Below are 26,395 nucleotides of genomic sequence, written 5' to 3'. Positions count from 1 at the left end.
CTCCTCTGGACGATCGATGCGCCGGGCCGATGCGGATCCGGATTTCCTCCGAGCTCGGGTACCCGTCGTCGGTGTGTCGCGGACGCCCTGCGCTGGCAGATCGATGCCCCTGGCAGCAGTCCTCGGCGAGACCGAAGTCCACCTCGCCGGACTGACCACTGCCCGCAAGGTCATCGAAGATATGCCCATCGCGGCAGCCGATACCGACCAGCGCCTCCTGGTCGCCTTCAACGACCATCCCCAACAGCCCTTCCGCGCCCACGAACTGCTCGGCCTCCCAGCGAAGCCTCCGTAAACGTCATCCGCAGGCGATGAAGAGCCGATCAAGGAGGCTCATGACAGACTCTGGCGCGACCGTCATGAGCCTCCCTTCGCGATGAGCCGCGCGGGCCGGGCCCGGGACAGTGCGTCACGGCTGGGCCGGCTGCCCCTGACGCCAGTTCATCCGACTTGCCGCGTCCGGTCCTGCCAGAAGGGTGCGCGGAGCGTCCGCTTGTCGACCTTGCCGGCCGGGTTCTTGGGTAGATCCTCGACGAAGTGGAATGACTTGGGCACCCAGACCGCTCCCTTCTCCTCTCGCACGGCCGCCCTCAGCTCCGCCTCGAACTTCTCCATGTCCTCGCGAGCCTGCTTGCTTGGCACGACGAACGCTGTGACGGCCTCGCCCCACTTCGGATGTGGCGCGGCGACGATCGCACACTGCTCAACGTCTGCATGCTGGTAGAGCACGTCTTCGATCTGGCGTGGAAAGACGTTGATCCCGCCGGTGACGATCAGATCTCGCTTGCGGTCGACGATGTAGAGGAAGCCGTCAGCGCTCACGTACCCGGTGTCACCGGTGTACACCCAACCGTCCCGCATGACTTCGTCGTTGCGGGACTTGTCGACGTAGCTATCCATCATGCCGGGGTTCCTGACAGCGATCTCGCCTTCACTCCCGAACGGCAACGTGTTGCCGTCGTCATCCTTGATAGCGACGTCCACGTCGAAAAAGATGCGCCCGGCGGAGGCCAGCAGATTACTGCCCGCCGTCGCCGCCGCCACGTGGTCTTCCTTGCGGAGGCACGAGACGTAGCCCTGCTCGGAACCACCATAGGTCTGGACCAGGATTGGACCGAATGAGTCGAGGGCTTGGCGCACCCGCTCCGGCGACGCGGGAGAACCCGCGTACACGATCGTTCGGAGAGTCGAGTCGGCGATGCCTGCACATCGCGGGTCGTCGAGCAGCAGGTAAAGCATCGTCGGCACGATGGCGATCGCAGTGACCCCGTGGCGGTCGATGGCGTCGAGAACTCCATCGACGGAGAAGTGGTCCAGCATCAGGTTGGTGCCGCCGCGCATGATCGTCGGAAACACCAGATGCTGGGAGAAGTGAGTGAGTGGCGCTACATGGGCGAACACCTCGTCGGATTGCGCATCGTAGATCTCCCGTCCCGGCGCTATGCATCGGTGTGCCCACGTGCGATGACTCGCCAGCACGCCCTTGGGGCTACCCGTGCTTCCCGAGGTGAAGACGATGTAGGCCAGGTCGTCGGGGTGAATCTCGATGCGATCGCCCTCGTCGAGTGCCAACGGCGGGAAGATTTCGTCAAAGTTCGTTGCGCTCTCCGGCTCATCGCCGTCACCGAACTCGACCCGCAGTCTGATGGTGCTGACGCGTCGCGCGAGTTCGTCGGCGGTGGCACGCTGCGAGGTGTGGTAGATCAGGACCTCTGCGCCGGTCGAGTCCAGGCAATGCTGGAGGTCGGTGATCGAGGCACGGGTGGGCATCTGAACGACCGCGCCGCCGGCCCGCCAAATACCCAGTTCAATGGGAATGTACTTTAGAGCGTTCGGCGAGAGCAGGCCGACGGCCGTCCCGCGATCAAGCCCGTGCTTCCGCAGGCCGTTGTCCACACGGTGCGCAAGGATGCTCATCTCTCGATATGTGAGCTTCTGGTCGCCATCGATGATCGCGGCCCGGTCCGCGAAGTACTCGCACGCGCGGTCCAAGACCCTCGTCAGCGTTCCCCAAGTCTCGGGTGTAGGCTTCATTGCTTACTCGCTTCCTTGACTGACGTATTTGCGCATGCCTTGCACGGCGTCGCCGTATTCCGCGTCCAACTTCGCCACGATTTGGGCCACTGTCAGCACCTCGGTCACCGACGCGACAGCATGACCGCTCGACCACGATGCGACCCCGCCACGGTCCAGGTTGTCCAGCATCCGCTCCAACAGCCCGCCCGAAGGTGTCGATGCTTCCTTGGCGTCGGTCTGCGTGGCCATCCAGTCGCGGAGCACGTTGACGGGGAGACCCGTCACGGTGGAACTGACGACGACGTCGTCGAGGCTCGCAGCCACGAGTGCCCGCTTGTACTCCGGATCGGCCATGCTCTCCTGAGACGCGACGAACAAGGTGCCTACGTGGCACAGATCTGCGCCCGCAACCTGCGCGGCAAGTAGGGTCGACCCCGCCGCGATACCGCCAGCCACCGCGATGATCCCCTCGAACCGCTCGCGGACCGCCCGTATGAAGGCAAAGGGATTAGCCCACCCGGTATTGCCGCCTGCTCCTCCACACAGCAGGACCAAGCCGTCTGCGCCGGCGGACACCGCTCGCTCGGCGTGCCGTAGCGAGGCGACGTCGGCCAGCACACCGACACCCGCGTCGTGCAGTGCGCCAATGACCTGCCCAGGGGGGCCCACACTCGTCACAACGAACGGCGGCGGGTCCCGAAGGAGGGCCTCCATGTCGGCGTCGAGCCTCTTGTTTCCGCGATGCACCACCAAATTGGGGGCATAGGGCCCGAACGCTCCCTGCGCGTCGACAGCAGCAACTCTCAGCCGCTCCAGCCATTCCGCCAGTTCACCGGGCGAGCGCGCATTGTGCGTCGGAAACGACCCGACTATGCCCTCGCGGCACGCGGCGAGGGCAAGCTCGATACCAGACACGCCAGTCATCGGTGCTGCGATCATCGGTAGGCGAAGACCGTCAATCGATGCGCGGTCCCTCAACATCCAGCCTGCTCCCGGTCCTTGTTATCAAACGTGTCGGCACGTCCTCGCGACATGGGACCGCCGTCCTCAGGGGCCGCGCGACCGACCGGCAACTTCCAAACAGATCGTTCTATCTATACGCTAGACTGCACCGGAGTGCGTAAAGCGTCAAGACCACCTTCGATCACGGCGTAGGCGCGGCGGATCGCCAATGACCCAAGCGCAGTGCCCTGGGAGCTGAGATGCCAGTAAAGATCGACATGATGACGGTGCCGCGTTCTGCGAGCCAGGCGGCTACCCTCGCCCAGGAGGCCGAGGAGCTGGGCTTCGACGGCTGGTACACAGGCGAGACCGGCTTCGACTCGCTGGTCGCGTGCACCGCGGCAGCGATGAGGACATCCGAGATCCGCGTGGGTACTTCCATCACCGTCGCACTCGCGCGAAGCCCGATGACGGTCGCCTACGCGGCCAACGACCTGCAAGCGTTGTCTCGCGGCAGGTTCTTCCTCGGCCTCGGTTCTCAGATCAAGCAGCACATAGAGCGCCGATTCAGCATGCCGTGGTCGAGCCCGGCTGCTCGGATGTCGGAATACATCGACGTGCTTCACCGCACGTGGGCCGCTTGGGAGGACGGGAGTCCGTTGGACTTCCATGGTGAATTTTACCACCACGACCTCATGCCGCCGATGTTCCGCGGTGAACGCCACGGATTCGGGCGGCCTGCGATCGGCTTGGCTGGCGTGGGGCAGCGCATGACGGTGCTGGCTGGGGAGAAGGCAGACGCGTTCCTCGCGCACCCCTTCACCTCGCCGGAGTACGTGCGGTCCTGCTCGCGCAAGTGGCTGGACGATGGCATTGCGACCGCAGGCCGGGACGCCGCAGACGTCGAGTTCGTCGCCAGCGTTTTCGTCGTCGCCGGAAAGACGCCTGAGGAGCGCGCTGTGGTCGAGTCGGAGACTCGCAAGCAGCTCGCCTTCTACGCGTCGACGCCGGCCTACCGCGATGTCCTCGCGCTGCACGGCTGGGACGGGCTCCAGGAGAAGCTTCGGGCGATGACGCGGAACGGTCTGTGGGACGACATGGCATCGCTCATAACCGATGAAATCCTCAACGAATTCGCAATTGTCGTCGACGACGCCGCGGAGATTCCCGCAGCCATTGACTCCCGGCTGGGAGGAGTCGTTGACCGGGTCACGCTGTATCCGCTGTGGAAGCCGACCGCCGAAGAAGTCGCCGCGGTGCGCGATGGCGCGACGCGCATCCAATCGGCAACGAGCCGACTCCGCGCCTCGTGAGGGCCACCGCGCCAGTCCCTGACCCTGCTAAACGGGCAGACCGTTTACGGACGGAGCTTCAGCCGGTGGATTAGCTGTACGACGACTTCCTGTAGGGGCGCCCTTGCACTTGGCACGCATGACGAGCGCGAGGATCTCTTCCGGCTTGTAGTGCAGGGTGTGACGCTGTTGGTTTTGAGGGACGTCTCGGCGACCAGCCAGGCGAAGGGCTCGTTCTTCGCCTCAAGCGGTTCATGCAGCGCGATGGTCTCCAGCATGGCTGCGGCCTTGAGCCAGTCGCTGGCTTCTCTGACAAACGGCGTCCCGATGACACCGGCGCAGGCCTACGTGGCGGTCGGCACGAAGAAGGACTCGGCGCCGGAGAGGTCGCGCACACTTCTCCGCCCCCTCCGGCCAGCGCAAAAAGCCCTCCCGATGGGGAGGGCGGAGACGGGTGCCCCCGTCCGAACCACGGGCCCGTGTGCGACCACTGTGAAAGGACCCCCGTGAGCTTGAGGATCGTTGTCACTGTGAAGTACGTGCCCGACGCCACTGGCGACCGGCACTTCGCCGATGACCTGACCGTCGACCGTGACGACGTGGACGGTCTGCTCTCCGGGCTCGATGAGTACGCCGTCGAGCAGGCGCTGCAGATCTCCGAGAACTCCGACGACGGCGTGGAGATCACCATCCTGACCATCGGCCCCGAGGACGCCAAGGACGCGCTGCGCAAGGCGCTGTCCATGGGTGCGGACAAGGCCATCCACGTCGAGGACGACGACCTGCACGGCACCGACGCGATCGGCACCTCACTGGTGCTGGCGAAGGCGATCGAGAAGGCCAGCTACGACCTGGTCGTCTCCGGCATGGCCTCCACCGACGGCACCATGGGTGTGGTGCCAGCGCTGGTCGCCGAGCAGCTGGGTGTGCCGCAGGTGACGCTGCTGTCGGAGGTCTCTGTCGAGGACGGCACCGTCAGGGCCGCCGCCACGCTCGCCGAGCACGGCGCCGTGAAGGTCCTCACCCACGACGCGTCCGAGTACGCCGACTACCTGGTCGTCCTGAAGGTCGACGCGCTCCAGGCCGCCGCCCTGGTCCCCTCCTCCGCCGAGGGCAAGGAGATCGCCGCCCGCCTCGCGCTGCACATCGGCTCCGGCATCATCACCGACGCCGTCGACCTCGAAGCCTCGGATGAGGGCCCGGTGGCCACCCAGTCGGTGTTCGCCGCCTCCTTCACCACCAAGTCCCGCGTCTCCAAGGGCACCCCGGTCATCACCGTCAAGCCCAACAGCGCCGCCGTCCAGGCCGCCCCGGCCGCCGGCACGGTCGAGGCTCTGAACGTCACCTTCTCCGAGAAGGCGACCGGGACGAAGGTCACCGGCCGTACCCCGCGCGAGTCCACCGGGCGCCCGGAGCTGACCGAGCCCGCGATCGTGGTCTCCGGCGGCCGCGGCGTCAACGGCGCCGAGAACTTCGCGATCATCGAGGCCCTCGCCGACTCCCTCGGCGCGGCCGTCGGCGCCTCCCGCGCCGCGGTCGACGCGGGCTGGTACCCGCACACCAACCAGGTCGGCCAGACCGGCAAGTCCGTCTCGCCGCAGCTGTACATCGCCAACGGCATCTCCGGCGCCATCCAGCACCGCGCCGGCATGCAGACCTCCAAGACCATCGTGGCCGTCAACAAGGACGCCGAGGCCCCGATCTTCGAGCTGGTCGACTTCGGCGTGGTCGGCGACCTCTTCGACGTCGTCCCCGCCCTCACGGAAGAGATCAAGACCTGTAAAGACTGAGCTCGAAGAAGAACGGACGCCTTACACCTCCCGTAAGGCACAGCGATCCTGGCCCCGTAAGAAGACACGACCAGGTGGAAACGCGAGAGGTAAACCCATGCACGTACCTGGTAGCGCCGCCGAAAGGGGTGACGGCTCGACCGTCACGGTAACCGGGAGCCGGCAGAAGGCGGCCTGGGCGGAACACGTCCTGCCGCCGGTCGAGCACCTGGCCGGTGACATCTGGTCGCTGCCGGTCCCGATCCCGGACAATCCGCTGCGCTACACCCTCTGTTATGTCGTGCCCAGTGACTCTGGCCTGGTCGTCGTCGATCCCGGTTGGGACAGCACGAAGGGCTGGGACGCTTTGTGCGACGGTCTCGCTTCGGCCGGAGCCACGCCAGCGGACGTGACCGGCATCGTAATCACCCACATTCATCCCGACCACCACGGCATGTCGGCCCGGCTCAAGGCGGCCAGCGACGCCTGGGTGGCCATGCACCCCGCCGAACGCGACAGCCTCCCGCACCGGCAGTTCCAGCACGAGAAGTCCCGTGCAGAGGCGGCCCGCAACCGGCTGCGGGAAGCAGGCGCCCCCGAGAGCGACGTGCGAGAACTGTTCGGTACTCCGGATGAGGAGCATCGGCCAGACTCCGCTCCCGACCTGGTCGAGCCCGACCTGCTGTTGGAGGATGGCAGCCCGGTAGCGCTCGACGGGCGCGACCTCGTCGCCCTGTGGACGCCCGGACACACCCCGGGGCACCTCTGCCTGGTGGAACCCACCGCGCGCGTTGTGCTCACCGGTGACCACATACTGCCCCGTATTACTCCCAACATCGGCTTGCACGGCCGCCGGCCAGGCCAAACCCCGCTGGCCGACTTCATGGACTCCCTGAAGCGGCTCGCGTCGTGGGACGACCACGAAGCACTGCCGGCCCACGAGTACCGGTTCCGCGGCCTGGCGGCCCGCACGGAACAACTTCTCGACCACCACACTGCACGACTGAGCGAACTCCTCGAGGTGGTCGGCGAACTCGGCCAGCCCACGCTCTGGGAAGCAACCGCACACATTTCCTGGTCCCGTCCCTGGGACCAGGTCGGAGCAATGCGCTTCGCCGCCCTGGCCGAGACCGAGGCTCATGTGCAGCACCTCACCGACCTCGGCCTCCTCATCCGGTCCGACGAGAACGGGCGCCCGGTTCGTCTCCGGCGTGCACCCGTCGCCTGAAAGCCTCCCTCAAGCATTAGATCTGAAGCACGAAAGGTCCGGTCTCCATGACTTCCACCCCTAACCCCGTGGACCCCAACACTCCCGTAGTCGTCGGTGTCGGCCAGGCTTCCGAGGGAAAGAAGAGCCTGGGCAGAGACCCCTGGGAGCTGCCCGACGTATCCGGCTTGGTGGTCGGTGTTCTCGGCGGCACGGGTGACCAGGGCCGTGGGCTGGCCTATCGACTGGCCCGAGCCGGCCAAAAGGTCATCATTGGGTCGCGCGATGCCGGGCGCGCGCAGGCTGCCGCACAAGAGCTGGGCGTCGGCATCGAGGGGGCTGAGAATGCCGAGTGTGCGCGGCACAGTGACGTTGTCATCGTCGCGGTGCCCTGGGACGGTCACGCCAAGGCTCTGAAGGCCTTGGGCGAAGATCTCACGGGCAAGCTCGTCATCGACTGCGTCAACCCGCTGGGGTTCGACGGGAAAGGCGCCTACGCGCTCCGTCCAGATGAGGGCAGTGCCGCGGAACAGGCAGCTGTGTTGCTTCCAGAGTCGCGAGTGGCTGCCGCCTTCCATCATCTCTCAGCCGTCCTCCTGCAGGACCCAGAGATTGAAGAGATCGACACGGACGTGATGGTGCTGGGTGACATCCGGGCGGACACCGATGTCGTGCAAGCGCTAGTTGCCCGCATCCCCGGCATGCGCGGAATCTTCGCAGGACGGCTGCGCAACGCCCATCAGGTCGAATCTCTAGTCGCCAACCTGATCTCAATGAACCGTCGCTACAAGGCCCACACGGGAGTACGAATCACCGATGTGTGATCCGTTCTCTTGGGCGCAGACCCCCAGCTGAAGCAGGGGGTCTGCGCGCATCCTCGGACCGGAGCCGCGCAGCGGCGGAGTTCACGGTGTTGTCAGTGGCGTGCATTAGGTTGATCACTACAGTCGAAGGGGGTGTTGTCATGCTGTTGGGCCGCCGCTCTCGCCTCGATCCATCGCCCGAGCAAGGGGAGATGTGCGAGGAGTTCGGGAACGTCTGCCGGACGGTGTGGAACACGGCCCTTGAGCAGCGCCGGGAGTACCGGCGGCGTGGTGCGTGGATGAACTAGGGGCGACCTTAATGAGCACCACGGGCAGCCAGGTCCCGGCAAGGATGACCAGCAGTTGCTGCGCCGGGGGTATACCGGTACCGGAGGGGCAGCTGGTGGCTGTACGAAGCCCGCCCTGCTGGTGTTCCGTGGCCGCCTGTCGGATCCCCCCCTTTCCGTGCAGGCCTGCACCGAACCTGGCCCGGAGCCTCTATCAGCCCCGGAGCGGTTCAGGTAATAGCGGCCAACCTTGGTGGTCGATTCATCCCTGAAACCGTCTGCTTGCTTTAGAAGAGAGGTGTGCACTTTTGATCATACGAGTGGCTGACCTATGTCTCCCCTTCTAACGACCAGTCCAAATGTTGAGATTTAACACACATTTTCCGGACACGAGCGTTCCGGTTCGTATATCCGCTCGCTCCAGGGCGCCTACCAGCGAGAGTTCGTCCGACACGCAAGGTGCTTCTTTACGCCGAGGGCAACGAGAAAGACCAGCCGGCGACGTCGGACAAGCGGCCGCGCCAGAGGCCATAGTGCATGGTCTGAACCGGCGCCCCAGTTAGAAACGTGGCCTCGCGGAGATGGATCCACCTGGGCAGCGGCTTCGTATCCCGACCCTTGACCAGCTTGTCTCCAACTTCACTGATCTTGCGGGGCAAGGTAGCGATGAACTCGGCGCCTGCTCCCGACGACTGCCGAATCTCTGCCTCCCAAGCGTCCAGGTAGGCGTCCCGGCTGATCGCCTGCCCGTAGATGACACCACCAGGGATATTGAGGGAAATCCCGAAGTGGGACTTCTTGGTTTCGTCATCGTTCAGCATCTTGATCAAGTGTTGGAGGTGGAGGTCCAGCACCGGCTCCATGACGTCCGGAAGTTGGACCTGCGGCTCGGGACCGGTGACGGTTACATCGACTTCAGTCATGGGCTTCCCTCCCATCTGGGACTTCCGTTCCCCTGAAGCTCCGTGACTCCCCGGCAGTCCTCACTGGTGCAACCGTATCGGGAGCCACCGACAACGCCAGTTCGTTGCAACCTGGCGGATTGGCCGCAGGTGCTCTTTAAATAGCCGGCGGTTCCCGAAGCGGCACGGCTTGTATGTCCACGCCCCCATCGGGAAGGAAATGCTCGCGGAGAACATCGTGAAGGCCAGGCGGCCGCGAACTACTCCCGGACGGGCTCCCAACGGTCAGGTGCTGAGTCCCGGCCCTCGGCGAGTCGGGTGACCGTTTTTTGCGCTTCGGTGCGCAGTCGCTTCAGCGGGACCACGGTTTCAACCAGCCCAGCCGCGTTCGCCTCGGTCGCTGTGAGGACATCGGTGGCCCGCTGACGTACCGGCGGGCGGCCGGGGCAGAAGCAGGCGTGTTGGGCGGCGACCACTGAATCGGCGGCGCGCAGCAGGGTGAGCGCCTCTGCGCACGCCATGCCGTTGACCGCGACCACCAGGGGCAACAAGCCCAGTTCCGGCAGCATGAAGCTGTCTATCTGGGCGAGAGCCGAGCCGGGTGAGCGGTCGATTCCCAGCGAGAACGCCTCGCTCCCGGCGCCCACGACCACCACTCCCGCGACACCAGGTTTCGTTGCCGCCTCCGACCATGCCTCGCGCAGTTCGCCGGCCATCACGTGGTCAACGGCGTTCAGCGTGCCGCGCCGGTTAAGAGTGATCCAGGCGACATGGTCGATCACCTCGAACAGTATGCTCCGATGGCTGTCCATGGTCTACGGTCACCTTCCGGTGGTTAGGGGCCTCTAGTCGCTCGCAACCGTGCCGACGCCGTACGACTTGGCCCGCTCGATCAGACCGCGCAACCTCTGGACCTGCGCGTAGTCGATCATCTCGCCGTTGTAACGTATTGCGGCGTTCCCGTCGGCGACAGCGGCGTCGAAGGCCTTGAGCATGCGCGAGGCACTCTCGACCTCGGCGGCCGACGGAGTGAACACGTCGTGGATGATCTCGATCTGGCTCGGGTGAATCGCGGTCGAGCCGGACGCTCCGAGCATCTTGGCGCGTCGCCAGGACCGCCGCTGGATGTCCGGATCATCCAAGCGCGAGCTCTGTCCTCCCAAAATCTGCGCCAGCCCGGCGGCTCGCGCACCGAGCACACAGCGGCTGTCGGCATAGAGCATCTCCATCCCGTCGCCCGAGGGCTCGACTCCGATGTCGCTTTGCAGATCACCCGCACTGCCGGGCGTCAGGCCTGAGATCCCGGTGAGTCGGTGCACGCGCGTGGATGCACGGCACACCGCCTCTATGTCGCGGACAGCTGTCACCGTCTCCGGCATGGGCACGATCTCCAGTCTGTCGGAGTCGCGGTCGCGCTGGTGATCGATGTTGTCCAACACGAGCGAGAGAGCTTGCACGTCCCCTGGACCCCGGACCTTCGCCAGCACCAGGCCCTGCAACGAGACCTCGCTGGCGACCGCGGTGACGTCCGCGAGCAACTCGCCGGTCTCCCAGCCGTTGACGCGAACGAACAACGCTGGCGTGTCAGGACCTGCGGTGGTCGCGATCTCCTTGACTGCGCTGCAGACCTGCTCCCGGGCATAATCCTTCAGCTCGGCCGGAACGGAGTCCTCAAGATCGAGTATGAGCGCATCGGCGCCATAGCGGCAGGCCTTTATGATCCAGTCGCGCTTGTGCCCCGGAACGAACAGCATCGAACGGATCCACGACTTCTTCATGTGTTCTCCACGCTCCCGTTTGGTAGCAATGCAGGACGTAACTCGATGAAGTTGGGCGAGCACGTCACCCGCGCCTGGTGGGGAGCTGTTACTTGTAGACCATGCTGTTGGTCCCCTCGGCGGAGCCAGCGACAGCTTGAAGTATGGCCATGCACTCGCCGACGACGCGGTTCGCTGGCGTCGACTTTCGCTGCAGCATGTCGGTAAGCGCAGTACCGCGCATGAATCGAAAGATTAGGTCGATGGCGTAATGAAGTTGAACCCCAGCCAACTCTGGGCTGCCAAGCATGTCTGAGAACAGCTCGCGATGTCGCCGACCGAGTTCGCGCTCTGAGGCGAGCAGCGGCTTGCGCAGAGCGTCGTCCGTGCGCGACGCTGTCCACAACTCCAGCGTTGCCTTCCATAGGTCGCTACCGAAACTCTTCCACAGCGCCTTGAGGGCGCGCTCTGCGCGGTCGTGCGAATCCGCAATCCGGATCGATCGGATTTGCGCTTCGTGGGCGGCGGAGAGATGGTCGATCGCCGCGATCAGGAGCTCATGCTTAGTCGGGAACTGATGCGTGATTGCGCCACGGGACACACGTGCGCGCGCTTGGATCTCCTGCACGCTAGAACCTGCGTATCCCACTTCGACCAGTGACTGGATAGTCGCGCGCATGACAAGACGTCGCGTGTTCGCCGATCGCTGCTCTTGCGTCTGCAACTGCAGCACTCCGTCAGAGGGTTTCACGTGGCTACCTAGCTCTTCTCGGTCCCAAAATGGGTAGGTTGACATCGACCAACGTCATAGTACCACTGTACGCAGAACGATCTGTTCGCAACCGGCACGAGAGGTGTGCGCAGTGGCGACATCTACAACCGACAGCGCCTACGCCCGCCATCCACACTGGGGCCACTTCACCCCGCTGGAGACCCGACAGCGCCTCGAACAAGGACACGCCCTCGTGGCGTAAGCATCGAGCACCCAAGGTCACGGAGGCGTTTCACGGGTCCGCTACTCCCCCACCCAGGTCACGCGGTGCGGCTGCGCCAATGCCGTCGTCCTGTCCGAGCTGCGTTGGCGCCGCCCACCTCGATCACCCGGCACGCCTTGCACCGGGCGATCGAGGTGGCGCCTTCGCGGAATCCCGCACAGTGCCGCCCCAGGCAGTCCGAGAACCGCACCCACCGGGCGGCCGAGCAGATCGCCCCCTTCGGCCTGCGCGCACCGCACGACCCTCGTCATGCGGTGCGCGCAGGCGGGACACGACCCGCCCGACGCCAAGCACCGCACCCTCGCCCCGTTCAGCGAGCCTGAGTCACCGCTGGCTAACGATCCATCCCGATCGACAAAAGTCGAGGGGCAGGTTGACATCGCCCAGCGCCATCAGCTTACTGTGTGCAGAACGATCTGTTCGCAACTGGCGCGAGAGGTGTGTGTAGTGGCGATCACTTTTGAGGGGCAAGTTGCCGTAGTGACCGGCGCCGGCAACGGTCTCGGCAGAGCACACGCCCTCGAGATGGCCCGCCGCGGAGCATCCGTTGTCGTCAACGACCTCGAACCGCATGCGGCCGACGCCGTCGTCAGCGAGATCGTTGCCGCTGGCGGCTCGGCAGCGGCGAACTACTCCTCCGTCTCGACTCCGGCGGGCGGCGACGAAATCTACGCTACTGCTCTGGAGCGGTTCGGTCGTGTGGATGTGCTTGTCAACAACGCCGGAACTCTGCGGGACCGCAGTTTCGCGAAGTTGTCGAACGATGAGCTCGATCTGGTCCTGGACACCCAGCTGAAGGGCGCGTTCTACGTCACGCAGCCGGTATTCCGGCAGATGCAGGCTCAGAACTATGGACGGTTGATCTTCACGAGCTCCAACGTCGGCCTGTTCGGCAACTTCGGACAAGCGAACTACGCGGCGGCCAAGATGGGGCTCGTGGGACTCGCCAACGTTCTGGCGATCGAAGGCGCGAAGCGGAACATTACGTCGAATGTCATCGCCCCTATCGCGGCGACGCGGCAGACGGCATCCATGTTCGAGGACCTGGCGGCCTCGTACTCGCCCGACGAGGTCGCTGCACTTGTCTGCTACCTGGCGTCGACGGAGTGCACGAGCACGCACGAGATCTTCTCCGTCGGTGGCGGACGACTCGCTCGCGTTCGCATCGCGGTCACCGAGGGGTGGAAGCCAGGCGGGATACCCAGTGTCGAAGATGTCGCGGCTGCAATGCCCGAGATCCTCTCCGCGACCGATTGGGTGACGCCGCTCAGCGGCGCCGAAGAAGTGGCTATGACCCCGGCTGCGAGCGCTGCCGCGACTCCATAGTCCCCCGGCGCGCCGCCTGGAGCCTTTGCTCGCAGATCGCGGGCATCGCTCCCGTCGCGCGCGCCATCGAGTAGTTCGCGTCGGCTCTGCAGCCGCCATCACAGCATCGGTCCCCGTCACGTGGACGACCCAACGGGACCCGATGGCGGAACGGGCGCTAGCCCCCGCCAGACAAACAGACTAACCTGTTCTCAGAAGCTCCACTGCCGCCCGAGAGCGATCGCGTCCTTCGCTCGAGAAAATCCGTGCGTGGTGGCCGCGTCCGCGGCGGATTCCTCTGCCCGGCTCCCTGGAAACGGGTCGCGCGCAACTGGATCGCTCCGCGGGCTGCATACCGGAGCAGGTGTTGGTGGATTATTCGGATCTGGTTGAGAGGGCTTGACCACAGATGATTTTTACTCCGTACGGACTGGGCGAACTGAGCCTGCCGAATCGAATCGTCATGGCACCGATGACGCGTTCTCGCGCAGCGGACGGCAACGTCCCGACGCCGCTGATGGCCGAGTACTACGCGCAGCGGGCATCTGCCGGCCTGATCATCAGTGAGGGCACCCAGATCTCTCAGCAGGGTCAGGGATTCGCCTGGACTCCTGGTCTCCATAACGAGGAGCAGGTGGCGGGCTGGCGGCTGGTGACCGACGCGGTCCACGCCGCCGGGGGACGGATGTTCGCCCAGCTGTGGCACGTCGGTCGGATCTCGCACACGTCGCTGCAACCCGACGATGCAGCGCCGGTGTCTTCCTCAGCGCTCGTTTCCCCCGGTGTGAAGGTCTACATCGACCCCGACGGACGTGGTCCGCAGCACGGTAGCGGCGAGTTCGTCCAGCACTCCGAGCCGCGTGCTCTGCTGAAGGACGAGATCGCGTCCGTCGCCCAGGACTTCGCTGACGCGGCATCGAACGCGCTCAAGGCCGGCTTCGACGGGGTCGAGATCCATGGGGCAAACGGCTACCTGATCACTCAGTTCATCGACTCCCAGGCCAACACCCGAAGCGACGACTACGGTGGATCGCTGCCCAACCGCTTGCGTTTCCTGCGCGAAGTCACCGAGGCGGTGATCGGAGTGGTCGGCCGCCACCGCGTGGGCGTCAGGCTGTCACCGCTTGCAAGTCACCGAGGCTTGGTCGACGACACTCCGCTCGCGACCTACCTCGGAGCTGCCAAGGTGTTGGACGAGTTGGGCGTCGCCTATCTCCACATCGCTGAGCCTGATCAGGAAGACGTGCCAGACATGCCTACGGCGTTCAAGGAGGCACTGCGCCTTGTCTTCAGCGGCACCCTGATGTTCGCGGGGAAGTACACGTTGAGTCGGGCCGAGGCAGCGTTGGAAGCCGGCTGGGCCGACCTGATCGCGTTCGGGCGCCCCTTCATTGCCAACCCGGACCTGCCAGCGCGATTCCGCGAGGGGTGGCCGCTTCGCGACGCGGAGCGAAGCCACTTCTTCGGCGGCACCGATGTCGGATTCACCGACTATTCGAACTTTCAGCAGAGCTGACGGGCCTGCACGCCGGGTCCTCCTGCGGGGCCGTGCACGTCGGTTCCGCGGCCACGCTTGTGATGTTTACCGCCTGGGTTGAAGGAGTCTCTACCGTGAGCCAAGCATCGTTTTCAGGCACGTATCTCGAAGGCTTGCGTGTGTTGGAACTCGGCAACGAGCTCTGCGAGTACGCGGGCAAACTGCTGGCCGGACTGGGCGCGGACGTCGTGAAGGTCGAGCCGCAGGACGGCGAGCAGACCCGGCAGTACGGCCCCTTCTACCTGGACCAGCAGGACCCCAATCAGAGCCTGTATTTCTGGCACTACAATCTCGGCAAACGCGGCGTTGCGCTGGATCTGGACTCAGAGGGCGGTAGGAAGGACTTCCTCGCTCTGTCGAATGCGGCAGACGTGGTTCTCGATGCGCGTCCCGCCGGGTACATGGCGGCACGCGGACTGGACTACGAGTCCCTGGTCGAGCACAATCCCGACCTGATCTACGTCCGGGTGACCCCGTTCGGCGCGGACGGGCCCTGGTCCACGTTCGCCGGCAGCGACCTGGTTCATCTCGCCCTCGGGGGCATGGCAATGAACTCCGGCTACGACCCGGACCCATCCCTCCAGTACGACACGCCGCCGGTGGCCCCGCAGATGTGGCAGGCCTACCACGTCGCTGGCGAGTTCACCGTCATTTCGCTGCTCACAGCCCTGTCCTACCGCCTGCGGACAGGAAAGGGGCAGGTGTTGACCGCCTCGGTGCACCAGGCCAACGCTGCCAACACCGAGCTGGACATTCCTAACTGGGTAGTGCTTCGCCGGGCTCAGCATCGCCAGACTGGGCGCCACTCGAACGAGAAGCTCTCGGTGCGCACACTGGCGCCGACGAAGGACGGACGGTACCTGCTGCCATACGGCACCTATGTCCGCAACTTCCGCAATAGCTGGCCCACGGATATCGCGAAGTTGCGCAAGTACGGGATGCAGGCGGATCTGGATGACCCGAAGTGGGAGGACCCGGACTACCGGATTCCGAACCAGTGGCGGGTCGCCGACGTCATCGACAAGCTGGTGGCGCGGTTCACCTGGAACAAGGAACTGTGGCGGGAGATGCTCGATGCGGGCCTTCCGTGGGCGCCAGTGCGCAGGCCTGAGGAAAACCTGGACGACGAGCACTGGAAGGTGCGCGGCAGTTTCACGCAGGTCGAGCACCCAGAGCTCGGTACGTCGTTCACCTATGTGGGCGCGCGCTGGGTGTCGCAGCAAGCGAGCTGGAAGACCGACAGACGCGCCCCGCTGCTCGGCGAGCACAACGACGAGGTCGCACGCGACTGGGGGGCGGCCCCGCTCGGTCACACGCTGGTCCATGAGCTGCCTGCACGAGGCGAAGCACCGCTGTCGAAGCTCGGAAAGCCGTTCGCCCTGGCTGGGCTGCGGGTTGTCGACCTGTCGTGGATGCTCGCGTCCGCCGGCGCCGGACGGTTCCTCGCGTCATTCGGCGCAGAGGTAATCAAGGTCGAGCACCAATCGCATCTCGACGGAATGCGGTACACGCTCGTGCTCTACCCGGAGGGCGGTCGAGCCGCACGCGACGCGGCAACAGAGCCGGTGGACATCCGGGAGCAGACGAGCTTCAATCAGTCGGCGAACTTCATGGAGATCAACGCTGGCAAGCTGGCGATGTCGCTCAACCTGAAGGACGGCCGGGGAAAGAAGATCCTGGAAGACCTGATCCGTGACGCGGACGTGGTGATCGAGGGGTATTCGCCGGGCACGATGGAGCGAATGGGATTCGGCTACGAGAGGCTCAAAGAGCTGAATCCGAGCATCATCTACGTCCAGCAGTCCGGACTCGGCCAACTGGGCACCTACGGTCGAGCGAAGTCCTTCGGCCCCCCTGCGCAGGCATTCTCAGGATTGACCGAGATGTCGGGATTCCCATCGCCGTGGCCGCCGGCCGGGATCGGCTACTCGTACCTCGACTGGTTCGGCGCGTACAACATGACCACAGCGATCCTGGCGGCTCTGTATCGCCGTAGCGTGACGGGTGAGGGCACTTACGTGGACGCCTCCCAAGTCGAGGCCGGCCTCTATCTGACCGGAACCGCCGTGCTGGACTACTCGGTCAACGGCCGATCATGGCAGCGCTATGGCAACCGAAATCCGCTCAAACAGGCGTCACCGCACGGGATCTACCCGGCTCTCGGTGAGGACCGTTGGGTGGCGATCTCGGTCTTCACCGAGGAGGAGTGGAAAGCCGCCGTCGACGTGCTGGGCAACCCGGATTGGGCAAGCGACTCGAGGTACGCCACGCTCGCTGGCCGGTTGGCGAATCAAGACGAGCTGGATCGTCTTCTCGGCAGCGAGACCGAGAAGCGGGATCGCTACGAGTTGATGTATGCGCTGCAGGCCGCAGGAGTACCAGCCGGAGTGGCGCAGGACGCACAAGACCGGGTCGAGATCGACCCGCAACTCGCCCACCTCGGGTGGCAGATCGAGCTGCCGCAGACAGAGAACGGCATATGGCCGGTCAAGACACACCCGGTTCGCTTCAGTGAGACCCCGCCTTACACCGGCGGGCTGATGGACCGGAACGGGCCGAACTACGGCGAGGATACAGCCGACGTGCTCAGCCGAGTCCTCGGCTACACCGACGCGGAGATCGACGAGTTGCGACGCGAGGAAGTGATCTAGAGATCTTCAATGGCTGGGGTTACGGCGGTTGGAAGTCGAGACGGGTCTTGGCGAGAAGGCCGTCGATGAGGCAGGGTCCCTTGCATGATCGAGATCTGTCCGGATTCATCCGGTCATGCCGAGGGCGGCCAGGGGCCTTCGCCAGTCGCGAGCGGTGTGACGTAGGGCGGCGGCAATGTTGGCGTGGCCGTCCTGACGGTGGACGCCGATGGCGAGGTTGCGCAGGCCGGCCATGACGCGCGGGAGATGGCCGACATGGATCTTGGAGTCGTCCTCGCGGAACGTGCGGTCGCGGACGTGGTGCAGAAGATTTTCGATCTTCCAGTGCCCTCTGATCCAGTCGGCGAGCTGGGCGCCGGTAACCGCGCCGGGCGGCAGGCTGGTGATCAGGTAGACGCGCTCGATGGTGAGCTTGCCGCTGGCGAAGTCCTTCCTCCAGCGCACGACTTGGAGGGCCTGGCGTGCGTCGGGGTAGTCGAGGTGGGAGAAGGCGGCGGTCTTCAGCCGCCGGATCTCCAGGCGGTGATGGGCCCGCGTGCGGTCGTGGTGGTCGAGCCTGACCTCGCGCCGGGGCAGGCGGCGGACGCGGTCGAAGAGGCCGGGATGGTTGGCCTTGACCTGGGCGATGTAGTGGGCACCTCGCTCGCGAAGGTAGGTGCCGTGAGCGTGCTGGGTGTGCAGTGCGTCGGCGGTGATGACCGTGCCGGTCAGGTCGACGCTGTCCAGCAGGGGCCGGAAGGCGGGGATCTCGTTGCTCTTGTCGGCGACCTGGCGCTGGGCCAGGACGTGACCGGTGTGGTCCATCGCGGCGAGCAGGGTGACGTGCCCGGTGACGTGGGTGCGCGAGCCGCGCAGAGCCTTGCCGTCAACGGCGATCGCCCGCAGTCCGGGGCCGGCCGGGGCGGCGCGGGCGGTGAGGAAGGCGCCGATCGCCCGGTCCAGAGCGTCGCCGTCGAGCTGGACGAGCAGACGGCGCAGGGTGTGGGGGTGCGGGACGGACACGGTGCCGGAGAGCGGGTCGGTGGGCAAGCCGAGAACCCGGCAGGCCCACGCAGGGACGTCGCCGATCCATTCCGTGATCGCGGTGAGCGAGCGGGCACCGGCCAGGACACTCGCCGCGGCTGCGGAGACGAGGGCGGACAGCCGGTAGCGGCGGCCGCGGACGCCTCGCGGGTCGGGGACCAGGTCCAGGAAGCCGGACAGTGCGACCGCGTCCGCCAGCGGGACCGGCGCGGCAGTCCGGCCCAGTTGGGTCAGCGCGGTGGGCATGGGAGAAGATGCAGGAGCAGGCACGGACTCGCCAGGTGTTCATGGGACTTCGACACTCACATGATCACTGAGACCGTGCCCGCACTGCGTCCGCCCCCTGCCCGAACCGTGCTGGCCCCTCCAAGGAGGGGCCAGCACGGCACTCCGGACGAAACGTGATCATGCAGCGGCCTCTGATGCAACGGCCCCTGGGTCACAAGGCTGCTGTATATTCTTGCGACAGCTCCAAGAAGGCTCAAAGGAAGTTCCCCGAAATCATCGAGATTTTCCCGTAAAACTGCATAGCCCCTTCTCCATCGTCAAAGAGGAGTTGTCATGAACGACCCTCGCGCCTGGTGCGAAAATCACGAAGACACGCGGGCATTTTCCCACCAGTCCACGGACGGTGGCGAGGTGGTAGATGTGTACGCCGATGAATGGACTCCCAACTGCCTGCATATCGTGGGTACTGGGAAGTTCGTTAAGGACGGAAATCTCCCGGAGTCCGTTCGCATGTAGTGTCTGAAAGTCCCCTCGAAAGATTGGGCGCACCACGAAAAGCACGATCAAGATACTCGCCATATTCGTTCTGGCGTTCGCACCTCGGCCCCCAGGATCCCTGGCTGCCCTCGGCATCACTGGATGAATCCGGACAGACCTCGATCATGCAAGGGACCCTGGTAGGAGGGCGCCGGTTCTCGCACCTGGACGTCCAAACTACGACGAAGATACAGCCGACGTGCTCAGCCGAGTCACCGACTACACCGAAGCGGAGGTCGACGAGTTGCGACGCGAAGACGTGATCTAGTCTCGATCTCTCCTGCTGGGCGCCGGAACGTGCACGCGCCAAAGCCGAACTCACCAGACCGTCCTCGGCAAGGGACGGCATCGCCTCGAACTCGCTCTCGCCAATGCGGCCTAGTACATGGGCCGGGCCGAACACGTAGCTGGTGAAGTCAACTTCCTTCCCGGGCTTCAGTCCGAACAGGATTCGGCCGGTCGCCCGGCCACGGTCGTGAAGTCGAAGGCCGTCTACCAACTCCATCGCGTGCCCGGTGCGAACGTGACGTGCGGTGCGGCGCAGCTGACCGCGCCTTTACAAGCAGGTGACAGGCATTGCGTCGTTGACCTTGTCGATTGCTGCCATGGCGGACTGTGCACGCTTTGTTGTGGAGCGAGGCATCGACGTCGATGCCCTGTTCACGGAGCGCTGGAGCCTGCCAGGGGGCAGCGACGCTTATAGGTTGTCCGAGGCACAGACGTCGGCAAAGGTGTATTCATCCCTTGATAGGCCACCCGGCTAGCGAACCTCCAGCTCCGGCATACAGAACGATCGTTTCGCAACTGGTTTGCCGCATGAAATCGGCGGCGGCAACGGCCGCATCGCGCCTGTTCGCGCGGGAACTGGCTGGCTACGCCAGATTGTCGGCATCGAGAATTCCGCCGACTGTTCGCGCAACCCGGACCCGGGAGAACCGCCACCCGTCCCGCGTGCGCACAACGTCATCGTCGTGCCACGTGATAGCGCCGAGCTTCAGCCCCTGGTAGACCATCTGCACCGCGCGCACTGTGGCCTTGTCGCCGTCCACGTCGATCTCCGGGTTGAGGATGAAGTGGCGGATCCCGCGCACCTGTTCAGCGAGCACTGTGAGTTCTTCTCGTCCAACGTGCTCGACGCCCGCGAACTCGTGAACTCCGTCGTCCGTGAAGGTGGCGATCCAGTCATCCAACTCCGCGCCGGCGCTGAACCGGTCGATGGAGTTCGCGTAGCGGTACAGCAGTTGCGCGATCTCGTTCCTGTCTTCGGCTACCGACGTCACTGTCGTGCTCCTAGTTCGAGTATCGAGGGTCAGCCCTGACCGGGCTTGAAATACCGCCGCGGATTATCGACCAGCATCGTTGTCAGCTGAGCCTCGCTAACCCCCGCGTCGCGCAATGCAGGCAATACGGTGTCGTGGATGAACGTGAGATGCCAGTTCGGGGCGCGTTCGGCGAGCATGCCCGGAGGGAAGTAGTCGAGGTGGCAAGCCGCATCGTGAGCGAGCACGAGCTGATCAGCGAAACCCTGTTCGACGAGTGCAGCAACGGTGCGTACGCGGTCATCGGTAGGCAGTAGGAGGTCCAGCCCGAAGCGATCCATGCCGAGGTAGGCACCGGAATCGAGCAGCTCGTGCAGGTAGTCGAAGTCTGTGGTGTCGCCGGTGTGCCCGACAACGACTTGCGACAGGTTCACTCCCTCTTTGCGAAATACCTCGAGCGCTACCAAGCCGGTGCGGTGCACAGTGCTCGTGTGCACAGTGATCGGCGCACCGGTGCGCTTGTGGGTCTCAGCCACAGCCTTCATGACCCGTTCAACGCCGGGAGTCAGTCTGTCCTCGATGGCGCATTTGAGAAAAGCCGCCTTGATACCCGTGTCGGCAATGCCCTCGGTGATGTCGCGGACGAACATGTCCACCATTGGCTCATCGCCTCCCCACAAGGTGCCTGGGCCGAACAAGTGCAGCGACATGGGCAACTCGTTGTACGTGTACATCCCCGTGGCCGGGATGATATTGATGTCAACTTGTTCGTTTACGCGCGCGACGCGCTCGACATTGCGACCGAGCCCGATCACGGTGCAGTCGACTATGGTGTCGACACCCCGAGACTTCAACTCCTTCAGGCGGACGACGGCTTCCTCGACACGGATGTCCTCACCTTCCCAATGCTCCGGGTAGTTGTAACGCAACTCTTCGTCCGCCACGAACACATGTTCGTGCATCAGCGTCGTGCCGATCAACTCGGTCCGTAGGGGGCCCCTGACGGTTTGCACCTCGGCCAAGACTTCTCCTCCACCGTTCGGATTGTGACCTGAGCCCAGTTGTCAGCGCGCGTCGAACACGACAGGAAGCGAGGTCCAGGTGTACTCCAGGAACGACGCGTAGCGCTTCGGCGCGCCCGCGAAGCGGACACCTTTGAACCTTGCGAACAGCTCCTCGAGGAAACAGCGTGCCTCGAGACGCGCGAGAGCCGCTCCAATACACAAGTGCGCGCCATGCCCGAACGTCAGCACCGCCGGCTTGGCCGGCCGAGAGATGTCGAATCGGTCTCCGTCCGTCCAGTACTGCTCGTCGCGATTACCGGCAAACAGCAGCAGATACACGAAGTCTCCGGCCGCTATGCGCTGCCCGCGCACCTGGACATCCTCGGCAGCGGTTCGCATGAAGCCCGGCAACGCCGGTGTATAGCGAAGCGTCTCTTCGACAGTCTGCCGGGCCAGACCAAGGTCTTCGACCAGCAACGCTGCCTGCTCGGGGTGTGTAGCGAAGTTGAAAATGCTGCCTGCCACGAGAGCGCGAGTTGTCGTGTTTCCGGCAACGAGCGTGGTCATAGCCAGCATCAGGATGTTGGCCTCACTTAGAGGCTTGGAGTCCAGCTGGGCTTCTGTCAACGTGCTCAGCAGGTCATCGCCGCCTGGTGCAGCGCGCTTGCGGTTGACCAGGTCCAAGAAATACCGGCGCATGTCCATGGTGTTGGCGCGCGCGATGTCGAACTCCTCGCGGCTCAGCGCTGCGCCGGACTTCATGAGCTCATCGCTCCACAACTGCAACCGGTCGACGTCAATCTCGGCTGGAGGGATACCCAACAGTTGGGACACCACGTGGATCGGCAGGAGCCGAGCCGCATCCCGAATGAAGTCCAGAGGTTCACCGGGTTCGATCTTCGAGATGATCTGTCGGCACACGGCGCGTACATCCGGCTCCATCGCAGCAATGACTCTTGCAGCGAAAGCTGGCGTCATCAACTTGCGCACGTCTCCATGACGGGGCGGGTCGAGCGTGAGAACGAACTCCGCACCGTCCGGGAAGAACGAGTTGGCCACACTCTCGCCGTCGAGGCCAGCACTGTTCATGGCGTCGTTGAGGAACGTACCCTTGGCGGAAGAATACTGGGTCCGGGACGACAGCGCAGACTTGATGTCGTCATATCGGCTCAGCACCCACACATTCGCACGCTCGTATCTCAAAACGGGAAAGTCCCGACGCATACGAGCGAGAAGCGGACCACTCGTTTCGGCGTCATACAGTTCCGGACGATCGACGCAGAAGATGTCCTCGGCAGTTCTCGTCATTGCACTCCCTTTCGGCGGTGCAAAACCGCCTGTGCTGTAGTGCTGCCTGCTCCAGCACCATGGCGGTTCATCGCGTTGCGAATCCCCGGACGGTCCGCTGTGAGGCCGTGACCGCGCTGTACGTAAGATCTGATCTCGTCATCAAACGCTCGTGACGTCATCGTCAGGCATGGATCGCCCAACCCTGAGGTGACGGTCGGTGGCCTGTCGTCTCAGGTGAGCAGGCCGTGGGGGTGTCGGCCAACAGCCCCAGTGTGTTCGGCCAGCACCTCCACCGTGTGTTCGTCGGCGTCGGCACCGTTGCGTGGGGTGCAATCGCGAATCGAGGCGGAACGGCTGTGGACCGTGATCGGGACGATTCAGATGGCCGAAGATAATGCTCGACGGAGCCGAAGACGAGCCTCAGACAGCGGCACTGTTCGGCTTGTGGACGTCGCCTCGCGGGAACCGGTCGACGTCCGGCACCGACAAGACATCACGCATCGTGGGGCCGATGCGATCCGCGACGTGCTGCAGGTGATCGGTGTCGAACTTCCACAGGGCGGACGCGTTGCCGGACAAAAGTTGCCGGGCCTCGCCGACCGGCACCTGAGCCGCGCCGAGGGTGGCCTGCAGATAGTCGAGCGTTGTTGCGTTTGGTGCGCCCGCCCAGGTTCCTTCATGGTGCGGAAAGTCCATACCCAGCATCATCTTGTCCAGGCCGATCTCTCCTCGCGCCTCGATTTCTGCCCGCGAGAAGATGGAGGATCCGAGGTGGCACTGGCGCTGCCAGTACTCCGAGGGCCGAAGGCTGATGATCTCGCGGATATCCCTGCGGGCCCAGCTGCCCTCGAGCACGTAGTCCATCGACCTCAGCTCGGGCACCACCCAGTCCGAGCCCATCTCGGTGAAGGCGACCTGCAGGTCGGGGTGCCGCTCAAGGACTCCACCCCAGATGAAGTGCCCGAGCATCTGGTGGGCGAAGAACAGGATGCGGGGAACGTGCACCCGGGCTGCAACGGTGGGATGCGGCAACTCGGGCAACGCCGGTGCGTGCGTGGTTACCGACGAAATAGCGATGTGGCAGTTCGCCGGCATGCCCAGTTCGGCCAGCGTCGCCCACACCGGGTCGAAGCGGCGATCGAACAGCGGCACTGCGTCGTCGAAGCAGGGCAGCACGATTCCACGAAGCCCGGCGGCGTGAGCCCAACGGATCTCTGCGACGGTCTCGTCGACATCGCTGAAGCTCACGGCGGCCAACGGCGCGAAGCGTTCGGGGGCTTGGCTGCAGAATTCGGCTAGCCACCGGTTGTAGGCACGGTTTCCAGCGTCGATCAGCTCTTGCCGGGGCGAGTATCCCAGGAGTCGAGCAATCAATGGCTTGATCTCGAACGGGCGGCCGAAGTCGGGGAACAGCACCTCGGCGGCGATGCCCTGCCGGTCGAGCTCGGTCAGCCGGGCGGACATGTTCCCGTAGCCGGCGATACGGCCGGGTTCGACGATCTCTTGATCCCAGCGCTCGAGTTCTTCGGGGTCGAACTGCATGACGAGGGAGCGCGTCTCGGACGGAAGCCCGCCTTTGTCGTCCCACAGCGCACAGAAGTCCGCGAATTCCTCGTGCAACTTCGCGGGCAAGTAGTCCTTGTAGGACCTCATTGCAGCCGACGCGTGCCCGTCGGACGAGATGACGAGGGCAGCGGCGTCGAGCCCTGCGGCGTTCTCGGCACTACCGGAGGGGTTCGCGTCGAACGAGATCTGAGCGGTCATCGACGATCGTTCCCTTTCGAGTCATGGCGGTTCGGACGGGCGTTGGACTGCCCTGGTGCCCCCGTAGTGCTCGAAGACGTCGCTCTCGAGCACAGTGCTCGGCGAGCAGATGTGGCGCGGACCACATTGCGAACAGGCTAGTCTGTTTGTCCCCTTTCCGCTAGCCCCTATCGGTGCGGTCGCGAACTCCGTTCTCAGTCGTTCTCGGCTGGACTGCGTCGGCAAGCGTAAGACGCGACGCTGGATGCCTACTTGCGCTGACTCGAGCCCAGCGGTCTCGCCGGCCTCGCTCCTGGGCGGCCGGCGAACCAGGCCGCCGTTATCACTTGTGTCTGGAGGCCTTACGAGCGTGGTGTACTCGATGCTGGGCGGCGGCACTTTCGGCGCCGACACCACCGCGAAGGCTTCCGGCACCATTTGTTCAACTCTCATTCGCTCGGCGGCTTCTGGGCTTACTGCGGCGTGGGACGTTCCGACGCTCGAGCGCCGACAGGAGTCGCGGCGCGGCGCCAGAGGCGATCTTGCGAGCACTTGGCCTCACCGCACAGCTAACGAATGCGCAATCGCAGGCGAGACGACCCGGCCTCGCAGACTGTGCGAGGTCCGGTCGCCCGAGTTTGCCCATGGGTCGCGTGTGACGGCTACCGGTCGGTCATGATGCCGAACAGCGGGTACTGCTCGAGCTGACTGCCCGGGACCTCGTAGTCCCGCCGGTCGAGGACCTGATCGAGGTGCAGCGAGATGTCCTCGGCGGTCAGGTCGCGATTCAGATAGCCCGGCACGGTACCCGTGAACACGATGGCAACCCGACCGGCACCCACCGACAGGACCGAACCATTGACGTCGCATTGCTCGTGGCACAGGTACGCAACCGGGGGTGCGATCAGCTCGGGGCGCAGTAGGCCCGCATCGATGTTGTCCAAGGACTCGAACCAGTCCCTCGATCGAGGGCTCGCTGCGAGTGGAGCCACCGCGTTGACCTTCAGATCCCAGTCCGGGTTGTCGAGCGCCACGGCTCGCGTCAGGCCGATGACGCCCGCCTTCGCCGCCGCGTAGCCCGGGCTTCGGAAGGATCCGAAAGCCCCCGAGGCCGACGTCGTGTTGACGATCCGGCCGTAGCCACGCGCCCGCATCTGCGGCAGAGCCTCGCTCATCGTCCAGAACGGCCCCATCAGGTTCAGTTGCACATCCGCGTCGAAGTCTGCGGTACTCATCGTGCCGACTACGCCGTTGTGGACGTTGCCCGCGTTGTTGACGAGAATGTCGATGGCACCAAGAAGTTCCACCGTGCGTCGTACCGCGTCGCGGGCGCCGTCCTCCGTCGCCACGCTGCCGACGTAGGCGTGAGCGGTGCCGCCTTCGGCCGTGATCTCGTCCACGAGAGCTTGCGCGATGGGATAGCCGTCGCGGCTCGCGACGTCGTTGACAACGACGGACGCGCCCCGCCGAGCCAACTCGATCGCGTGCTCCCGACCTATGCTGCCGCTGGCCCCGACCCCGGTCACCAGAGCCGCCTTGCCATCGAACCGCAACTCGTCCATCAGCATCCTTCGCAGTGTTCGCGACGTACTCCGCGTCGCAGATAGGCCTCGTCAACCCGCGCATCGCATCGGTGAACACCAGCGGACTGGTTAGCAAACCAGACCGATCGACATGTTTAGTTGGCTCGCGGGCGCGAAAGCAGTGAATCGTCAACCATCAGCCGTCTCGGCCGCCGTACTGGGCTGCGGACTTTCAGGCCTTGAGCAAGGCCTGGGCAAGACCCGCTGGCTCGGTGAAGTTCCCCTCATGGCCACCTGGTGCGGAAGTCGGTGTCACTCCGAGCCG

20 protein-coding genes and 2 pseudogenes are annotated in these 26,395 nt (G+C 64.7%); 10 read left to right on the top strand and 12 right to left on the bottom strand.

All coding sequences use genetic code 11. The features are described from left to right. The first annotated feature begins 103 nt into the window (after positions 1 to 103). Positions 104 to 295, top strand: coding sequence for a hypothetical protein (locus ACIPSJ_RS51580; protein ID WP_401357361.1), 192 nt, complete (start codon positions 104 to 106; stop codon positions 293 to 295). A gap of 146 nt (positions 296 to 441) precedes the next feature. Here ACIPSJ_RS51580 and ACIPSJ_RS51575 read toward each other — a convergent pair whose 3' ends face one another. Then, the gene (locus ACIPSJ_RS51575) at positions 442 to 2,034 is read right to left on the bottom strand and encodes a class I adenylate-forming enzyme family protein (protein ID WP_401357359.1); all 1,593 of its coding nucleotides are present in this window, start codon (positions 2,032 to 2,034) and stop codon (positions 442 to 444) included. A 3-nt stretch (positions 2,035 to 2,037) separates the two neighbouring features. Beyond that, positions 2,038 to 2,931, bottom strand: a complete 894-nt coding sequence (locus ACIPSJ_RS51570; protein ID WP_401357357.1) for an NAD(P)H-dependent flavin oxidoreductase — start codon at positions 2,929 to 2,931, stop codon at positions 2,038 to 2,040. Between the two features lie 287 nt (positions 2,932 to 3,218). Between ACIPSJ_RS51570 and ACIPSJ_RS51565 the strand changes: the two genes are divergently transcribed. The 6 genes and pseudogenes from ACIPSJ_RS51565 (at position 3,219) to ACIPSJ_RS51540 (ending at position 8,337) form a co-directional block, all read left to right on the top strand. Continuing rightward, positions 3,219 to 4,271, top strand: a complete 1,053-nt coding sequence (locus ACIPSJ_RS51565) for a TIGR03617 family F420-dependent LLM class oxidoreductase (RefSeq protein WP_401357355.1) — start codon at positions 3,219 to 3,221, stop codon at positions 4,269 to 4,271. 485 nt (positions 4,272 to 4,756) lie between these two features. Next, a pseudogene (locus ACIPSJ_RS51560) lies at positions 4,757 to 5,227 on the top strand (electron transfer flavoprotein subunit beta/FixA family protein); the annotation flags it as partial. 6 nt (positions 5,228 to 5,233) lie between these two features. Beyond that, a pseudogene (locus ACIPSJ_RS51555) lies at positions 5,234 to 6,040 on the top strand (electron transfer flavoprotein subunit alpha/FixB family protein); the annotation flags it as partial. Positions 6,041 to 6,137: 97 nt separating this feature from the next. Continuing rightward, on the top strand, positions 6,138 to 7,247 hold the full coding sequence (locus ACIPSJ_RS51550) for an MBL fold metallo-hydrolase (RefSeq protein ID WP_401357353.1): 1,110 nt from the start codon (positions 6,138 to 6,140) through the stop codon (positions 7,245 to 7,247). Between the two features lie 47 nt (positions 7,248 to 7,294). Then, entirely contained in the window at positions 7,295 to 8,050 is a 756-nt protein-coding gene (gene npdG, locus ACIPSJ_RS51545) for an NADPH-dependent F420 reductase (RefSeq protein ID WP_401357350.1), read from the top strand. A gap of 140 nt (positions 8,051 to 8,190) precedes the next feature. Continuing rightward, positions 8,191 to 8,337 carry a helix-turn-helix domain-containing protein gene (locus tag ACIPSJ_RS51540; protein WP_401357348.1) on the top strand — a complete coding sequence of 49 codons (147 nt, stop codon included), beginning with the start codon at positions 8,191 to 8,193 and terminating at the stop codon, positions 8,335 to 8,337. 446 nt (positions 8,338 to 8,783) lie between these two features. Here ACIPSJ_RS51540 and ACIPSJ_RS51535 read toward each other — a convergent pair whose 3' ends face one another. From ACIPSJ_RS51535 to ACIPSJ_RS51520, 4 genes are all read right to left on the bottom strand, one after another. Continuing rightward, positions 8,784 to 9,239, bottom strand: coding sequence for a hypothetical protein (locus tag ACIPSJ_RS51535; RefSeq protein ID WP_401357345.1), 456 nt, complete (start codon positions 9,237 to 9,239; stop codon positions 8,784 to 8,786). Positions 9,240 to 9,478: 239 nt separating this feature from the next. After that, a complete protein-coding gene (locus ACIPSJ_RS51530) occupies positions 9,479 to 10,030 on the bottom strand; it encodes an enoyl-CoA hydratase-related protein (RefSeq protein WP_401357344.1) in 552 nt (183 codons plus the stop codon). A 33-nt stretch (positions 10,031 to 10,063) separates the two neighbouring features. Further along, positions 10,064 to 10,996 (bottom strand): HpcH/HpaI aldolase/citrate lyase family protein, encoded by a 933-nt coding sequence (locus tag ACIPSJ_RS51525; protein WP_401357341.1) that lies wholly within the window; start codon positions 10,994 to 10,996, stop codon positions 10,064 to 10,066. A gap of 88 nt (positions 10,997 to 11,084) precedes the next feature. Continuing rightward, positions 11,085 to 11,708 carry a TetR/AcrR family transcriptional regulator gene (locus ACIPSJ_RS51520; RefSeq protein WP_401357339.1) on the bottom strand — a complete coding sequence of 208 codons (624 nt, stop codon included), beginning with the start codon at positions 11,706 to 11,708 and terminating at the stop codon, positions 11,085 to 11,087. A gap of 709 nt (positions 11,709 to 12,417) precedes the next feature. Here ACIPSJ_RS51520 and ACIPSJ_RS51515 point away from each other — a divergent pair. The 3 genes from ACIPSJ_RS51515 (at position 12,418) to ACIPSJ_RS51505 (ending at position 17,463) form a co-directional block, all read left to right on the top strand. Continuing rightward, the gene (locus ACIPSJ_RS51515; RefSeq protein ID WP_401357337.1) at positions 12,418 to 13,296 is read left to right on the top strand and encodes an SDR family NAD(P)-dependent oxidoreductase; all 879 of its coding nucleotides are present in this window, start codon (positions 12,418 to 12,420) and stop codon (positions 13,294 to 13,296) included. Positions 13,297 to 13,684: 388 nt separating this feature from the next. Then, positions 13,685 to 14,791 (top strand): alkene reductase, encoded by a 1,107-nt coding sequence (locus ACIPSJ_RS51510; RefSeq protein WP_401357334.1) that lies wholly within the window; start codon positions 13,685 to 13,687, stop codon positions 14,789 to 14,791. A 95-nt stretch (positions 14,792 to 14,886) separates the two neighbouring features. Next, entirely contained in the window at positions 14,887 to 17,463 is a 2,577-nt protein-coding gene (locus ACIPSJ_RS51505) for a CaiB/BaiF CoA transferase family protein (protein ID WP_401357332.1), read from the top strand. Between the two features lie 105 nt (positions 17,464 to 17,568). Here ACIPSJ_RS51505 and ACIPSJ_RS51500 read toward each other — a convergent pair whose 3' ends face one another. From ACIPSJ_RS51500 to ACIPSJ_RS51475, 6 genes are all read right to left on the bottom strand, one after another. Beyond that, complete coding sequence (locus ACIPSJ_RS51500) at positions 17,569 to 18,732, bottom strand: ISAs1 family transposase (protein WP_401357330.1); 1,164 nt, start codon at positions 18,730 to 18,732, stop codon at positions 17,569 to 17,571. Positions 18,733 to 20,123: 1,391 nt separating this feature from the next. Further along, positions 20,124 to 20,531, bottom strand: coding sequence for a nuclear transport factor 2 family protein (locus ACIPSJ_RS51495; protein ID WP_401357328.1), 408 nt, complete (start codon positions 20,529 to 20,531; stop codon positions 20,124 to 20,126). A gap of 29 nt (positions 20,532 to 20,560) precedes the next feature. After that, positions 20,561 to 21,523, bottom strand: coding sequence for a phosphotriesterase (locus ACIPSJ_RS51490; RefSeq protein ID WP_401357395.1), 963 nt, complete (start codon positions 21,521 to 21,523; stop codon positions 20,561 to 20,563). A gap of 51 nt (positions 21,524 to 21,574) precedes the next feature. Further along, positions 21,575 to 22,822, bottom strand: coding sequence for a cytochrome P450 (locus ACIPSJ_RS51485; RefSeq protein WP_401357326.1), 1,248 nt, complete (start codon positions 22,820 to 22,822; stop codon positions 21,575 to 21,577). A 402-nt stretch (positions 22,823 to 23,224) separates the two neighbouring features. Next, positions 23,225 to 24,568 (bottom strand): amidohydrolase family protein, encoded by a 1,344-nt coding sequence (locus ACIPSJ_RS51480; protein ID WP_401357323.1) that lies wholly within the window; start codon positions 24,566 to 24,568, stop codon positions 23,225 to 23,227. A 641-nt stretch (positions 24,569 to 25,209) separates the two neighbouring features. Beyond that, complete coding sequence (locus ACIPSJ_RS51475; RefSeq protein WP_401357321.1) at positions 25,210 to 26,115, bottom strand: SDR family NAD(P)-dependent oxidoreductase; 906 nt, start codon at positions 26,113 to 26,115, stop codon at positions 25,210 to 25,212. Positions 26,116 to 26,395: the final 280 nt, after the last annotated feature.

The organism is Streptomyces sp. NPDC090088, from assembly GCF_044747345.1.
Taxonomy (GTDB): Bacteria; Actinomycetota; Actinomycetes; order Streptomycetales; family Streptomycetaceae; genus Streptomyces.
This window is presented reverse-complemented; position numbering and strand designations above follow the sequence as displayed.

What these genes read in the sequence shown, in the direction of transcription:
- ACIPSJ_RS51580 (WP_401357361.1), top strand. Translation starts at nt 104, where the DNA reads ATGCCCCTGGCAGCAGTCCTCGGCGAGACCGAAGTCCACCTCGCCGGA.
- ACIPSJ_RS51575 (WP_401357359.1), bottom strand. Translation starts at nt 2,034, where the DNA reads ATGAAGCCTACACCCGAGACTTGGGGAACGCTGACGAGGGTCTTGGAC.
- ACIPSJ_RS51565 (WP_401357355.1), top strand. Translation starts at nt 3,219, where the DNA reads ATGCCAGTAAAGATCGACATGATGACGGTGCCGCGTTCTGCGAGCCAG.
- ACIPSJ_RS51550 (WP_401357353.1), top strand. Translation starts at nt 6,138, where the DNA reads ATGCACGTACCTGGTAGCGCCGCCGAAAGGGGTGACGGCTCGACCGTC.
- npdG (WP_401357350.1), top strand. Translation starts at nt 7,295, where the DNA reads ATGACTTCCACCCCTAACCCCGTGGACCCCAACACTCCCGTAGTCGTC.
- ACIPSJ_RS51540 (WP_401357348.1), top strand. Translation starts at nt 8,191, where the DNA reads ATGCTGTTGGGCCGCCGCTCTCGCCTCGATCCATCGCCCGAGCAAGGG.
- ACIPSJ_RS51535 (WP_401357345.1), bottom strand. Translation starts at nt 9,239, where the DNA reads ATGACTGAAGTCGATGTAACCGTCACCGGTCCCGAGCCGCAGGTCCAA.
- ACIPSJ_RS51530 (WP_401357344.1), bottom strand. Translation starts at nt 10,030, where the DNA reads ATGGACAGCCATCGGAGCATACTGTTCGAGGTGATCGACCATGTCGCC.
- ACIPSJ_RS51525 (WP_401357341.1), bottom strand. Translation starts at nt 10,996, where the DNA reads ATGAAGAAGTCGTGGATCCGTTCGATGCTGTTCGTTCCGGGGCACAAG.
- ACIPSJ_RS51510 (WP_401357334.1), top strand. Translation starts at nt 13,685, where the DNA reads ATGATTTTTACTCCGTACGGACTGGGCGAACTGAGCCTGCCGAATCGA.
- ACIPSJ_RS51500 (WP_401357330.1), bottom strand. Translation starts at nt 18,732, where the DNA reads ATGCCCACCGCGCTGACCCAACTGGGCCGGACTGCCGCGCCGGTCCCG.
- ACIPSJ_RS51485 (WP_401357326.1), bottom strand. Translation starts at nt 22,822, where the DNA reads ATGACGAGAACTGCCGAGGACATCTTCTGCGTCGATCGTCCGGAACTG.
- ACIPSJ_RS51480 (WP_401357323.1), bottom strand. Translation starts at nt 24,568, where the DNA reads ATGACCGCTCAGATCTCGTTCGACGCGAACCCCTCCGGTAGTGCCGAG.
- ACIPSJ_RS51475 (WP_401357321.1), bottom strand. Translation starts at nt 26,115, where the DNA reads ATGCTGATGGACGAGTTGCGGTTCGATGGCAAGGCGGCTCTGGTGACC.